11 protein-coding genes are annotated in these 12,898 nt (G+C 72.8%); 3 read left to right on the forward strand and 8 right to left on the reverse strand.

Annotated features, from left to right (window positions below; genetic code table 11):
• The first annotated feature begins 4 nt into the window (after positions 1–4).
• Positions 5–361: a MerR family transcriptional regulator gene (locus tag ACYVGT_RS10780; protein WP_460856655.1), complete on the forward strand. Its 357-nt coding sequence runs from the start codon at positions 5–7 to the stop codon at positions 359–361.
• A 154-nt stretch (positions 362–515) separates the two neighbouring features.
• Here ACYVGT_RS10780 and ACYVGT_RS10785 read toward each other — a convergent pair whose 3' ends face one another.
• The 4 genes from ACYVGT_RS10785 to ACYVGT_RS10800 form a co-directional block, all read right to left on the reverse strand.
• Positions 516–1,343, reverse strand: coding sequence for a hypothetical protein (locus ACYVGT_RS10785; protein WP_460856657.1), 828 nt, complete (start codon positions 1,341–1,343; stop codon positions 516–518).
• Between the two features lie 934 nt (positions 1,344–2,277).
• On the reverse strand, positions 2,278–5,139 hold the full coding sequence (locus ACYVGT_RS10790) for a DEAD/DEAH box helicase (RefSeq protein ID WP_460856659.1): 2,862 nt from the start codon (positions 5,137–5,139) through the stop codon (positions 2,278–2,280).
• Between the two features lie 170 nt (positions 5,140–5,309).
• On the reverse strand, positions 5,310–5,768 hold the full coding sequence (locus ACYVGT_RS10795; RefSeq protein ID WP_460856661.1) for a PaaI family thioesterase: 459 nt from the start codon (positions 5,766–5,768) through the stop codon (positions 5,310–5,312).
• Positions 5,769–5,856: 88 nt separating this feature from the next.
• On the reverse strand, positions 5,857–6,717 hold the full coding sequence (locus ACYVGT_RS10800; protein ID WP_460856663.1) for a DUF1707 SHOCT-like domain-containing protein: 861 nt from the start codon (positions 6,715–6,717) through the stop codon (positions 5,857–5,859).
• 361 nt (positions 6,718–7,078) lie between these two features.
• Between ACYVGT_RS10800 and ACYVGT_RS10805 the strand changes: the two genes are divergently transcribed.
• Both ACYVGT_RS10805 and ACYVGT_RS10810 read left to right on the forward strand, forming a co-directional pair.
• Positions 7,079–7,993, forward strand: coding sequence for a lysostaphin resistance A-like protein (locus ACYVGT_RS10805; protein ID WP_460856665.1), 915 nt, complete (start codon positions 7,079–7,081; stop codon positions 7,991–7,993).
• 94 nt (positions 7,994–8,087) lie between these two features.
• Positions 8,088–8,498: a VOC family protein gene (locus ACYVGT_RS10810; protein ID WP_460856667.1), complete on the forward strand. Its 411-nt coding sequence runs from the start codon at positions 8,088–8,090 to the stop codon at positions 8,496–8,498.
• A 73-nt stretch (positions 8,499–8,571) separates the two neighbouring features.
• Here the strand turns inward: ACYVGT_RS10810 and ACYVGT_RS10815 are convergent, their stop codons facing one another.
• The 4 genes from ACYVGT_RS10815 to tatC all read right to left on the reverse strand — a co-directional run bounded on the left by ACYVGT_RS10815 (position 8,572) and on the right by tatC (position 12,852).
• Positions 8,572–9,612 carry an alpha/beta fold hydrolase gene (locus ACYVGT_RS10815; protein ID WP_460856670.1) on the reverse strand — a complete coding sequence of 347 codons (1,041 nt, stop codon included), beginning with the start codon at positions 9,610–9,612 and terminating at the stop codon, positions 8,572–8,574.
• A 93-nt stretch (positions 9,613–9,705) separates the two neighbouring features.
• A complete protein-coding gene (locus ACYVGT_RS10820) occupies positions 9,706–10,650 on the reverse strand; it encodes a diacylglycerol/lipid kinase family protein (RefSeq protein WP_460856673.1) in 945 nt (314 codons plus the stop codon).
• 879 nt (positions 10,651–11,529) lie between these two features.
• Entirely contained in the window at positions 11,530–11,931 is a 402-nt protein-coding gene (locus tag ACYVGT_RS10825) for a DUF397 domain-containing protein (RefSeq protein WP_460856675.1), read from the reverse strand.
• A 72-nt stretch (positions 11,932–12,003) separates the two neighbouring features.
• Positions 12,004–12,852 carry a twin-arginine translocase subunit TatC gene (tatC, locus tag ACYVGT_RS10830; protein ID WP_460856678.1) on the reverse strand — a complete coding sequence of 283 codons (849 nt, stop codon included), beginning with the start codon at positions 12,850–12,852 and terminating at the stop codon, positions 12,004–12,006.
• Between the last annotated feature and the right edge of the window lie 46 nt (positions 12,853–12,898).

Raw genomic sequence — 12,898 nt, forward strand, 5'->3', positions numbered from 1 at the left:
CCGTATGCGCATCTCCGAGGCCGCTGAGCGGACCGGGATCCCCACCCGGCTGCTGCGCTACTACGAGGAGCAGCAGCTCCTGGCGCCGAGCCGGAACGCCTCCGGCTACCGCGACTACACCGAGGCCGACATCGCGGCTGCCCGCAGGATCCGCCGGCTCCTCGACGCCGGGCTCAGCACCGCCACCATCCGCACCGTCCTGCCGTGCCTGGACGAGCGGTCCGGACGCCTCACCCCGGTCTGCGCCAACACCATCAGCGACCTCCGCCGCGAACAGGACCGCATCGAGGCGTCGATCGACGCGCTTACCGCCTCCCGCGACGCGATCAAGGCTGTGATCGCCGCCGGCCCCTCCTCCTGACTGCGCCTCCCCGACTCCAACGGCCGGACAGGCAGCGTCGGCTGAGGCGAACCGGGCGCTCCCCTGCGATGGTGCCCCGCAGAGCCGCCGCCGGACAGGCACGACGAAGGCACCGCCGACTGCCCGCGCAGCCGTCGTCTGCCCCGTGGATGTACTACTGCGCGTACCAGGGAGGCTCGCGGTCCAGGTGCGCGGGGAGTTCGGTCTCGGAGGGGTCCCAGGTGATCGTGACGTCGCGGCGGAGCCGGTGCAGCTCGTGGTCGGGGAAGCGCCGCTGCTGCCAGTAGCCGTCGACGTAGGGCACCGACACCCACCCCGCCCGCCAGTAGTCGGTCGGAGTGCCGCCGACCGTGATCTGCTTGCTCGGCGGGGCCTGCCCGGCCTCCAGCGCGGCGAGGCAGGCCGGGCAGGCGGAGACGGTGCGGTCGGCTCCGCCGTCCGGGTTGAACCGGGCCTTCCCGGTGAGCGGTCCGTGCGCGGGGTCGAAGAAGCAGGGGGCGCCGCGGCGCGGGCGGGGCTCACCGCGGCCGAGCGCGTCGACGACCGCGAGGAGGTAGCGGGCCTCGGCGATGTGGCCGGTCGCCTCGGTGATCCCCTCGGCGGTTCGGATCGGTGCTGCCTCGTCGAACAGCGCCGCCTCGGCGGCCTGAAGGTGCCCGATCAGCCGGGTGCGGTCGACACCCGGCTCCACCGAGGACAGAAGCTTCGCCTCCCCCGCCAGCTTCGACCACTCGGCGCTCAGCAGCGGAAGGTAGGCCGCGACGACCTCCGCGTCCCGGGGCCCTTCACGGAGCCGGAGCAGCACGAACACCGCTGCCCCCGCCGCGACCACGGCCACCGCGGCCCCGACCGCGATCAGGACGGCCCCCGCTCCGGCCCCGAGAAACAGCACGACCATGGCGGCGGCCACTGCCAGCAGCACCGCGGCGGCGGTCGCGGTCTGCACGACCACCGCCAGATTGAGTTCCCGACGCCTGCCCATCCCAGCACCTCACAGGTCGCACGGCCACCGGCTTGGAGGATAACGGTGCAACTCGGCGGCACCCCCGGGGCAGCATCCACCCTCCCCAGCGCCGCCCCGCGCCCCTGTGCGACACAGCACGGACACGGCCCCCGCCTCAGACCCACACCGCACGCCCTTGGAATCGGCGCATCCTGCTCATCCTCGGCGTCTGCCGCAATATCCGGCTGAGCACTGCCCCGTGGGAGCGCGAGCCGTTCGCGCCTGATCGACTGGGACCCCCGCCATTCCGCTCTACCCGCCGAGGCATGCAGCACGCCTGTGCAACGGCCGGGGTGCATGGCATCCATGGGAAACAGGTGATCGGTGAAGATCGTTTCGACGGTTGGCCTCGAAATCGCCCCTTCTCTGCTGTGCACTACCGGAATCTCTCCCGACGGCGATGCGGAAATCGGATGAGACTGCAATCCCCAGCACTTCTCATGGCCCTCACAGCTGCCATGGGCGCATCCGCACCATCGGATTCCGGCAATGGCGAGGACGGCGATACCGTGGTGTACCAGTACCCCCAAGAGCAGCCAAAGGTGCACAGGGTGAAGCACACGGAGGGGTACTGGACCAAAGAGAAGCGGGATAACGCAGTACCCGCATCCACCGATTCCAACAGCACCCTCAACGAGAACACCCGCTTTATTGTCGAGGGAATCCCGAAACCTCAAGGAGGCAGCGGCAAGAGCCAAGGGAGCCCCCCCGGGGAAACGGGCCACCTGAGGGTTCAGCCCGGGCATATCATCGATAGCCGAAATCCAGCGACGGGATTGCGGACTCGAAAACCTGCTGCACGTTCCACACGTCTGAATCTGGCTGAGCGGAGGCGTGGGCCGGCCCGCGCGGCGCGGTGGCCGGGCCGGCGGCCCGCCCACCCGCTTGCGCAGGCCGGCGGGCCGCCGGGTGGTCAGTTCAGCGACGTGTAGGCGACCACGCCGCGCTTGACGATGTCGACGGCGCGGCGGGCCGACTGGCGGACACCCGACTCCTCCGAGGCGGCGCCCGAGATCTGGCCGAGGAGGTCGATGAGCTGCTTGCTGGTGCGGACGAAATCGCCGGCCGGCATGCCCGCCTCGGCGAGGATGCGGTCGAGCCGGTCGCCCTTGGCCCAGCGGTGCGTGATCCAGACGAAGCCCAGGTCCGGGCGGCGCAGGAACGACACGCCGTGGTCGCGTTCGGCGTCGTGCAGCTCGCCCCAGAGCCGCTCCATCTCCATCAGCACGTCGGCGATGCGCCCGTCCGGGATCCGCGGGTACTCGTCGTCGCCGCGCCGCGACTCATAGACCAGCGCCGACACGGCCTCGGCCAGTTCCTCCGGCCCCAGGCCGTCCCACACGCCGCGGCGCAGGCACTCGGCGACCAGCAGGTCCAGCTCGGAGTAGACGCGCGCCAGCGCCGCGCCGTCCGGAGTCACCGTGTCGCCGTCCTCGGGGTCGAGGTAGGAGAGCTGCTGCAGCACGCCGCACACCCGGTCGAACGTGCGCGCGATGACGTGCGAGCGGCCCTCCACGCGCCGCCGCACGCCCTCGGTGTCCTTCTGCAGCCGGAAGTACCGCTCCGCCCAGCGCGCGTGCTCCTCGCGGTCCGCGCAGCCGTGGCAGGGGTGCGCCTTCATCTCCGTGCGCAGCCGCGCGACCTCGGGGTCCTCCCCGCCGCCGTCGCGGCGCGGCGCGCGCACCGTGCCGTCGATCTCGCCGGAGTCGATCCGGGTGCGCAGGGTGGACGCGAGGTCGTTGCGGGACTTCGGCGATTTCGGCGAGAACGACTTCGGGATGCGCAGCCGCCCGGCCGGCTCCACCGGAACGGGGAAGTCGGAGGCGTTGACCCGCTTGACCTGCTTGCCGGTGGTGAGCACCAGCGGCGCCGGGATGTCGCTGCGCAGGCCGGGGTCGAGCACCACGGCGAACCCGGTGTGCCGCCCGGCGGGGATGCGGATGACGTCGCCCGGCCGCAGCTTCTCCAGCGACGCGACGGCCTCCTCGCGGCGGCGCGCACCGCGCTTCTTCGACTGGGTGTTCTCCAGGTCGCTGATGCGGCGGCGCAGCGCCGCGTACTCCATGAAGTCGCCGAGGTGGCAGGTGGCCGCCTCGGCGTACCCCTTCAGCGCCTCCTCGTGCTTGCGCAGCTGCTTGACCAGCCCCACTACGGCGCGGTCCGCCTGGAACTGGGCGAACGACGCCTCCAGCATGTTGCGGCTGCGCTCCCGGCCGACCTGGCCGACGAGGTTGACCGCCATGTTGTAGGACGGCTGGAAGCTGGAGTTGAGCGGGTAGGTGCGGGTGCTGGCCAGGCCGGCCACCGACTCGGGGTCGATGCCGGGCTGCCACACCACCACTGCGTGGCCCTCGACGTCGATGCCGCGCCGCCCGGCGCGCCCGGTGAGCTGGGTGTACTCGCCGGCGGTGAGGGCGACGTGCGCCTCCCCGTTCCACTTGTCGAGCTTCTCGATCACCACGGTGCGGGCCGGCATGTTGATGCCCAGCGCCAGCGTCTCCGTCGCGAACACCGCGCGGATCAGGCCGCGGGAGAACAGCGACTCGACGATCTCCTTGAACGCCGGCAGCATGCCCGCGTGGTGCGCCGCGAAGCCGGCCTCCAGCGCGCGCAGCCACTCGTGGTAGCCGAGCACCGACAGGTCGGCCGGCGGGATGTCGGCACACTGCCGTTCGGCGTACTCGCGAATCTCCAGCGCTTCGGCGTCGTCGGTGAGGCGCAGGCCGGAGGCGACGCACTCGGCCACGGCCCCCTCGCACCCGGCCCGGCTGAAGATGAACGTGATCGACGGAAGCAGGCCCTCGCGGTCCAGCTCGTCGACGATCTGAGCGCGGCTCGGCGGCGCGTGCTTGGTGCGCGGCCGGGGGCCGCCGCGGGCGCGGCTCTGCGGGTGGCGGCGCCGGTGCGCGAGCTGCGTGACCCGGTCGTCCTCGATGGCCATCCGCACCAGGCGCGGATTGACGAGCATCCGCTCGCCGTTGACCGCCATCTCCACGGACTTGGTGCCGCTGCGGTCGCGGTCCCGCTTGCGGCTGCGCTTGCTGCGCTTGCCGGGCGGGCCTTCATCGCCGCTCTCGTCCGCACCGGTCTCCTCGGCCGGCACGAACAGGTCGTGCAGGCGGCGGCCGACCATGACGTGCTGGGTGAGCGGCACCGGCCGCTTCTCGTCGACGATGACGGTGGTGTCGCCGCGCACCTGCTGCAGCCACTCGCCGAACTCCTCGGCGTTGCTGACCGTGGCCGAGAGCGCCGCGATGCGCACCGACTCGGGCAGGTGGATGATGACCTCTTCCCACACCGCCCCGCGGAACCGGTCGGCGAGGTAGTGGACCTCGTCCATGACCACGAAGGCCAGGCCGGAGAGCGTGTGCGAGCCCGCGTAGAGCATGTTGCGCAGCACCTCGGTGGTCATCACGACCACCGGCGCCTCGCCGTTGACGCTGTTGTCGCCGGTGAGCAGGCCGACCTTGTCGGCGCCGTAGCGGGCGACCAGGTCGTTGTACTTCTGGTTGGACAGCGCCTTGATGGGCGTGGTGTAGAAGCACTTGGCGCCGTCGCGCAGCGCGAGGTGGACGGCGTATTCGCCGACGATGGTCTTGCCGGAGCCGGTCGGCGCGGCAACGAGGACGCCGTCGCCGTCCTCAAGGGCCTTGCAGGCCCGCACCTGGAACGGGTCGAAATCGAACCCGTAGAGCCCCTGGAACTCCTCAATCGCGGCACTGGAGGCGGCCTGGCGGGCCCGGAAAGCGGCGTAGGAGGCGGCGTGCGTATTCATCGCCTTCCACATTAGGGCGTAGGGCCACCATCCCGCTCCGGCGCGGCGCCGCCCCAGCGCAGGCGCGGTGGTGCGGATGTCCCAGCGGGCTAGGCACAGCCGCCTGCGGACCGCTTGGATGCCGCCGGCCGGGATGCTCACCCCTGCGGGCCGGCCTGCTCTCCGCCGGTCTACGGCCCGCCGCCGGGCACTGGCCGGACCAGCGCAGTCGCCGTCGCGGTCGCCACCGTGCGCCCTGCTTCGTCGAGCAGCTCCCCGGCGAGGAAGGAGACGTCGCGGCCGCGCCGGACGATGCGCCCGTGCCCGGTCAGGGTTCCGGGGCGGGCCGGCCGGAGGAACTGGACCTGGAGGTCGAGAGTCGGGGCGAAGTAGCCCGGCGGCAGGGTGGCCACCAGCGCCGGGCCGAGCGTGTCGTCGAGCATCGCGGCGAGGAACCCGCCCTGGACGGTGCCGATCGGGTTGAGCATGTGCGGTCCGGCTTCAAACGCGATCTCGATGGTGCCGGATTCGGGGTCCGCCGACAGCATGTGCGCGCCCAACGTCACCGCAACGGGCGGCTGCTCGGCCCGCCCTTCCTGAATGTCCCAGAAGAGGCCGCGCCGCCCGCCGCCGTGCTCTACGTCGCTCATGGCGGGAACGCTAGTGCGCGCCTCCGACAGCGTCCATGGCCAAGGGCCCGGCGGATCGGCTCGACGGTGCGGGGACCGCCGCCGGCCGCTACTCCGGGTAGGTCACCGGCTTGCGCAGCAGCCACTGCCAGAAGGTGCGGCGCGGCGGCCGCACGATGACGCTGCCGTGCGCCTTCTTCCCGACCAGTTGAACGCGGAGCACTGCCGGCGCGTCGGCCTCCCCCGGCGCCGTGCGGCGGGCCACTCTGCTGTGCACCAGCTGCAGATCGTCGGTGTCGACCTCGACGCCGGGGCGCGTGATGATCGTCAGGTCGCTGCCCTTCATCTGCAGATCAACGTGTAGCACCGGCTGCGTGATGACGGCGCGGGTGAAGTCGAGCGTCACCGCGGTCCACTTCGGCGCGATCTCCATGCGGCGCGGCACCACCCAGCGGCCAGAGCGTTCGACCGCGGAGCTGTGCACCTGCTTGATCCGGACCAGGTCCTTCACCTCGGCGTCCCGAGGGAGTAGCAGCCCGCCGGCGTTCGGCAGGTCGTCGGTGAGGCCGGCAAGGTCGCCGAGGGTGCGCGCCGACAGCGCGGTCTCCAAGCGCTCGTCGAGCTCCTCTGCCGTGAGCCTGCCGTCGGCCGCTGCGGTGCGCAGCGCATCGACCACCCGGTCGCGGTCCTCGTGGGATGCGCGCATGTCGGCGTTGGCGGCCCGGCGGTCCGCAGAGGCCGCGCCGCCTTCCTGGGATCCGCCGGGCGTCGCGAGGTCGCCCAGCAGCCCGGACACCGCATCGGTGGCGTGCCTGGACCGCGCCTCCGAGAGCCGCGCATTCAGCTCCTGCGCGGTCAGCCGGCCGGCAGCCGCGGCGTCGCGCAGCGCACGGGACACCAGGTCGCGGACTTCCTGGGACGCGGGGACACCGGATTCACCGGGCCTGCCGGGACCGCCGTTAGAGCCCATGCCGTCCGCCCGGTCCTCTCACCTGGGCCGCCCGCTGCGGCCCCCTCAAACAGCACGATAATGCGTCCCGCCATCCTGGCCGCCTCCCGAACACCCGTGCGGGCGCCGGACCAGCGTTGTCGGCACCTGACCGGAACCGGTCGAAGCCCTGTGCCGGCGGCGGCCTGCCCACCTGCCGCTGCCGCCGAGGGGCGGTGCGCGAGCCCATCGTGACCTGGCTGAACGCAACGGGGCGCCGCTACACCGCTGACGGCGCCGAGCACGGCGGGCCGCGCGTCCTCCGCCGTGCTAAGGATGGCCCGACGGCGTCTCACGCGGACGGCCCCGCGCCCCATCCCCCGCCACACCCGAAGGACGTGCCGTGCCGAATCCCCCACCCGCTCCCCTGGCCCCACCGCGCCCGGCCGGCCCCGCCGACACCTGGAGGTGGCTCCCCGGTGTCGCCGCGGTCCTGGTGGCGGCCGCTGCGGTCGCTGCCGCTGCCGCAGGGCTGCCGGAGACCGCGCGAGAGCTGGGCGGCGCGCTCGCCGACGGCGCGCTGTCGCTCGTCGTCCTCGCGCCCCTCCTGGCGTGGGCGCTCTACCGGAAGCCGGGCGCCTGGCGGGTGGTGCTCGTCCTGGTGGTCCTCGTCGCCTGCAGCCGATGGGCGCTGTTCCTGCCCCGCGTCGGCGTGTTCGCCGAGCTCGAATGGAACTGGCAGGGCAAGACGCTGGAGCTGCTCTGGCTGGCGGCGCTGTTCGCGGTGGTGTGGCCGTGGGCGCGGGACGAGGCGGGGCTCGGCTGGCGGGTCCGCCCCGGATCCGGTGCCCCGGTCGCGCGGGTCATAGCCGTGGTGTTCGCCGTGGCGGGCGGACTCACCTACTGGGCGCTCGCCGACTCCGGGGCTGCGGCGGCTCCCCTGTCGGCGGAGCGGCTCCTGTTCGACGCCGGGCACGCCAACCTGACCGAGGAGCTGCTGGTCCGCGGCGCGATGCTGGCACTGCTGGACCGGATCTGCGGAACTCCACGGCGGTTCTTCGGCGCCCAGGTCGGGTGGGGGCTGGTGATCACCAGCCTGCTGTTCGGCCTCTGGCACGGACTGGCGGTGTCCGGCGGCCTGTCGCTGGATGCCGGCGCGATCGTGTCGACCGGGATCGCCGGCCTGCTCATCGGCTGGGTGCGCGCCCGCAGCGGATCGGTCTGGCTCGCCTACGCGGCCCACTGCGCTCCGGAGCTGGGTGCGAACGCGGCGCAGATGGCGTGGGCGGTAACCGCCGGGGCTGCCCCAGTGGCCTGAACAGCGGCGCCGAGGATTTGCGCCCAAGACCGATGAGCCCTGCGGTCGGCAGGAGTCGATCCTGCGGATCGATCATCGAGGAGAGGACCCGCCAATGCCGCCGTTCATCAGCATCGCCCTGCCCGTCGCCGACCGCGCCGCCACGCTGCGCTTCTACCGGGAGGCGTTCGGCTGGGACCCTCTCGGCGAGCCGAGCGAGGACGGCATCCCCGAGCCGCTCGAGTTCGCGCTGGACGCGCGCGCCCGGCTGACGTTCATCCCGACCGGCGGCTTCGAGTGGGTGATCGGCGACCGCGCCGTGGCGGCCCCCGGCACCAGCGAATGCCTGCTGACCATGCCCCTGGACGGTGAGGCCGCCGTCGACGGCCTCACCGAGCGAATCCGCCGGGCCGGCGGCACCGTCATCGCCGGGCCCGAACGGCAGCCCTGGGGCTACACCGCCGCCTGCGCCGATCCGGACGGCCACCTCTGGCAGATCACGACGGAGGCGGACGCGGGCGCGTGAGGAGGGGGCTCGGCTACCGCCGGCGGCGCCCCTTCCCATCCGTCCGGCCGCCCGCGCCGGGGCGGGCCGCCGGTCAGACCGTGCTGCGGCCGTCCCGCACAGCTGCACCGACCCGGCCGATCGCCGCCTGCAGCGCCGCATTCATGTCCGGGCCGCCGGTGTGGCCGGTGCCGACGGCGGTGAGTTCGGCGCCCGGCCAGGCATCGGCAAGGTCCGCTGCCACGGCGAGCGGGCCGCCCAGATCGAGCCGGCCGTGGACGAGCGCACCGGGGATCCCGGCGAGGTTCCGCGCGCCGTCCAGCAGGGCGCCGTCCCCCAGCCAGGCGGCGTGGGAAAAGTAGTGGGCGCAGATGCGGGCGAACGCGACGAGCGCCGCGTCGCTCCCGCGGTCGCTGTAGGCGCCGGGGCGGCCCTCTTCCTCGTGCGCGATGACGGCGTCCTCCCACGCACACCAGTCGCGTGCCGCCTGCAGCCGCACGTCAGGATCGGGGTCGGCGAGGAGCCGGCCGTAGGCGGGCAGCAGCCGGGCCGCCGACCGCTCCCGGTGGTCGCGGACGTCGCCCGGTCCGGCGGGGCCGGGGTCGGCGGGCCCGTCCAGCCCGGCTGCGGCCCCGGCCGCGAAGGCGTCCCACGCGCGCGGTAGGAAGCGGGCGACGCCGCCGTAGAGCCATTCGACGTCGCGGCGCCGCGTCAGGGTCACCCCGCAGACCACGATGCCCGAAACCCGGTCGGGGTGGCACTGCGCGTAGGCCAGCATCAGGGTCGAGCCCCACGACCCGCCGGCGAGCATCCACCGCTCGAACCCGAGGTGCTCGCGGAGCTGCTCCATGTCGGCGACCAGGTGGTGCGTGGTGTTGGCCGCCAGGCTGGTGGCGGGGTCGGCGGCGTGCGGCAGGCTCTCCCCGCAGCCGCGCTGGTCGAAGAGGACTGTCCGGAACAGGTCCGGGTCGAAGAGCCGCCGCGCCCCGCGCCGCCCGCCCCCGCCCGGCCCGCCGTGCACCCACACCGCGGGCAGGCCGCCCGGGTTCCCGGCGGCTTCCCAGTAGACCCGGTTCCCCTCCCCCACCTCGAGCAGTCCCGAGGCGTCCGGCTCGACCCGGGGATAAAGGTCCATCGTTCCTCCTAACGAATCCAGCCCGAACTGCGGATCCAAGGGATGCGCACGGTCAGCCGACGGGGCAGGCGTTTCACCCCCGGGCGCCCTGAGTCAGGCGCCAAGCAGCACGGTGACCCCTTCGGGGACGACCTCGCAGGTGAGCGGGGTGGGGCCGACGGGGTCTCCGTCGGCGTAGCCGAGGACGGCGCCGCCGTCGGGGGCGGGGCCGGCTTCCACGGTCACGCGGCGGCCGTGCAGGACCTCGACCTCGTCGAGCTCGGTGTGGGTGCCGGCGAAGACGCGCGGGAAGAAGCGCAGGAAGTCGGTGACGCCCACCGCGTGCAGGAAGACGACCTCCAGCACTCCGTCGTCGGGCCGGGCGCCCGAGCAGACCGCCATGCCTCCGCCGTAGCTGCGGGTGTTGCCCACCGCAGCGAGCATCCCCTCGGCCTCCAGCACGGTGCCGTCCACGTCGATCCGGTAGGGCACCGGACGGAAGGTGCGCAGTTCCGCGCCGACGCCGATCACGTAGTCGACCGCACCGAGCGAGACCGGGAACCCGTTCACGCGCTCGTTGACCCGGGAGTCGAAGCCGCAGGCCAGCACGCTCAGGAAATGGCGGTCCACGCCTGGCCCGCCGGCGCTGTCCGTTTCGCCGGGACCGGTGCAGCGCACGGTGTCCAGCGGTGTGGGCACGCCGCCCAGCAGGCGCTCGACCGCGTGCGGCACCGACGTGCCGACGCCGAGTTCGCGGGCGATGTCGTTGCCGGTGCCCGTGGGCAGCAGGCCCAGCGGGACTCCGGTGCCGACGACCGCCTGCAGCGCGAGGTGAACGAGGCCGTCGCCGCCGACCGCGACCAGGGCGTCGGGGCGCAGGGCGACCGCCTCGTGCGCGCGGCGCGCAGCGTCGGCGGCAGAGGTCCCGATGTGCACGGTGACGCGGGCGCCTTCGGCGCGCAGCCCGGCGATGAGGCTGCGGGCGGCCACCGCGGAGCGGCGGCGGCCGGAGGCGGGGTTGACGAGAAGGGCGAAGTGGGGAGCGGAGCCGGGGGGCATCGGGGTTCCGTTCAGGGATGGGCCGCGGATGGGGTCCGGCGGAGCCTACCGGGTACGGCCCGCGGCCGCCCGCACGAGGTGGGCCTTTCCGCGCCGGCGAGGATGCGCCACACCGCGATGAAAGAGGAAGCGCGTCCGTGCCGCCGCCGGAAAGTCGGGCGGAGCAGGCGTGAACGGTGGTGGAAAAGCGAAGGTTGGGGTCCATGTGACAGGTGGTGCACATGACCGGATCGGCACCCCAGTGGCAACGCCAGCGGACCCGCGCACCGAAGCGGACGACGCCCGACAGCGCGACAGCCCCCGCCGGCCGAAGGAATCCGCGGCTTACCCGGCGCGCAGGCACTCGGGCCACACCGCTGCCCTTGCCGGGTATCGCCAGACTCGTCCTGAACAGGAAAGGCGAACTTCTCCACGGCAGGGACGCAGGCCGCCGCCTCCATCGAACGCACCGCGCCAGGCGCCCACCACCTGCATCGTCCCGGAAGCGCACCCTGCGGCTTGCGCGCCGCCCACCGGGCACGCCGACGCGGCAAGACTCTCCAGCGGCGGCTCTCCGCTGACACGGCAGCGGAAGGCCGCCATCAGGCGCGGCCTGAACAGGACCAGCGGCCTTCTCGCCAACGCCGCAGCGGCTCAACGCAGGACAGCCGGGCTTTCGGACGCGGCTCGGCAGGCACCCGCCACCAGCACCGGCCCGGCGGCACCCCGCGACGCGGTGTGCGGGGCGCTCGCCACCGAGCACGCCGACGTGGCCGGGATCCCGTCCCTGGCCGCGGAACCGTTGCTGCGGCGGTGGGCTCCTGCGCCCCTGCCAGGAGCAGCCGCTCCGCCGGCGCGGCGCCGGCTGTCGCCGTCGAACGTGCCGGCGGGCCGCTCGGCTCAGGGCTGCGGGGTGTCCTCGGGGCGCTTCTTGTTCAGCGGGGAGGGCACCGCGGTGACCGGGACCTCGCCGCGCTGGATGGCGGCCTCCTCCTCGGTCAGGTACTCCTCGGGGATGTCGAACTCGCCGTCCTTGGCGCCGAGGACGAACGCCTCCCACTCCTGCGGGGTGAAGAACAGGATCCCCTTCTCGGGGTGCTTGCCGTCGCGGACGGCGCGGAAGCCGTCGTCGAACTTGGCGACCTCGACGATCGCGTCGGACTCCTCCCGGGAGAGCGAGGAGCGCATCCACACCGCGTCGGTGGTGTCGTGCCACTTCTCGTTGCCCATGGCCTCGGGCGGCAGATCCCGCTTCGCCCCCTGCTCCGCGGGGCGGTCGCTGGCGTGTCCGGAGTCGCTCATTGGGGCGGCCTTTCTGGTGCGGAGGGACGTGCGCACACGGGCCTGCGGAGCGGCCCTGACTGCGCTCCGAGCCTACTGGTTCGCCCCGCTCCGCGCCGCGTCGTCGCCATCCTCCAGCGGAGAGATCTCGTCGTCGTCCAGGCCGTCGAGGTCGTCGCCGCGGCGGGCCTTGCGGCGGTCGTTGAAGAAGCAGAAGAGCTCGGCCACCTCGAACAGCAGCACCAGCGGGATGGCCAGCGCCAGCATCGACAGCGGCTCGGCCGGCGTGACGACGGCGGCGACGCAGAAGATCGCGAAGATGATGATGCGCCGGCGCTTGCCGATCGCCTCCTGGGAGACCACGCCCATCATGTTGAGCAGGATGACGATCAGCGGCGTCACGAACGCCACCCCGAACACCAGGATCATCAGGATCATGTAGTTCAGGTAGTTCGTGATGGTGATCATCGCGGTCATCTGCTCAGTCGCGAAGCCGAACAGGACCTGCATCGCCAGGCCGGTGATGTAGTAGGCCAGGGAGGCGCCGGCCAGGAAGAGCGGCACGGCGGCGGCGATGAAGTAGTAGGTGTAGCGGCGTTCGCGGCCGCGCAGGGCCGGCGCGACGTAGGCCCAGAGCTGGTACAGCCAGAACGGGCTGGCCACCACCAGGCCGATCACGATGGCGACCTTGAACTTCAGCACGAACGGGTCGAAGATCCCGGTGAAGATCAGCTCGCAGTCGGAGCCGCCGTCGCGCACCGAGGTGGGCAGGTTGCAGTAGGGCGCCTGGAGGAAGTTCCAGACCGGGTCGAAGACGAAGAACCCGGCGACGACGCCGACCGCGATGAACGCCGCGGCCTTCAGCAGCCGGTTGCGGAGCTCCTTGAGGTGCGCCATCAGGGGCATGCGGGCCTCAGGGTTTCCCTTCGCACTCCGTGACATGGACCGCCTAGCTCCTTGCACCGGGCGCCCTGCGGCGCCCCCGTCT

The organism is Nocardiopsis coralliicola (assembly GCF_054779695.1).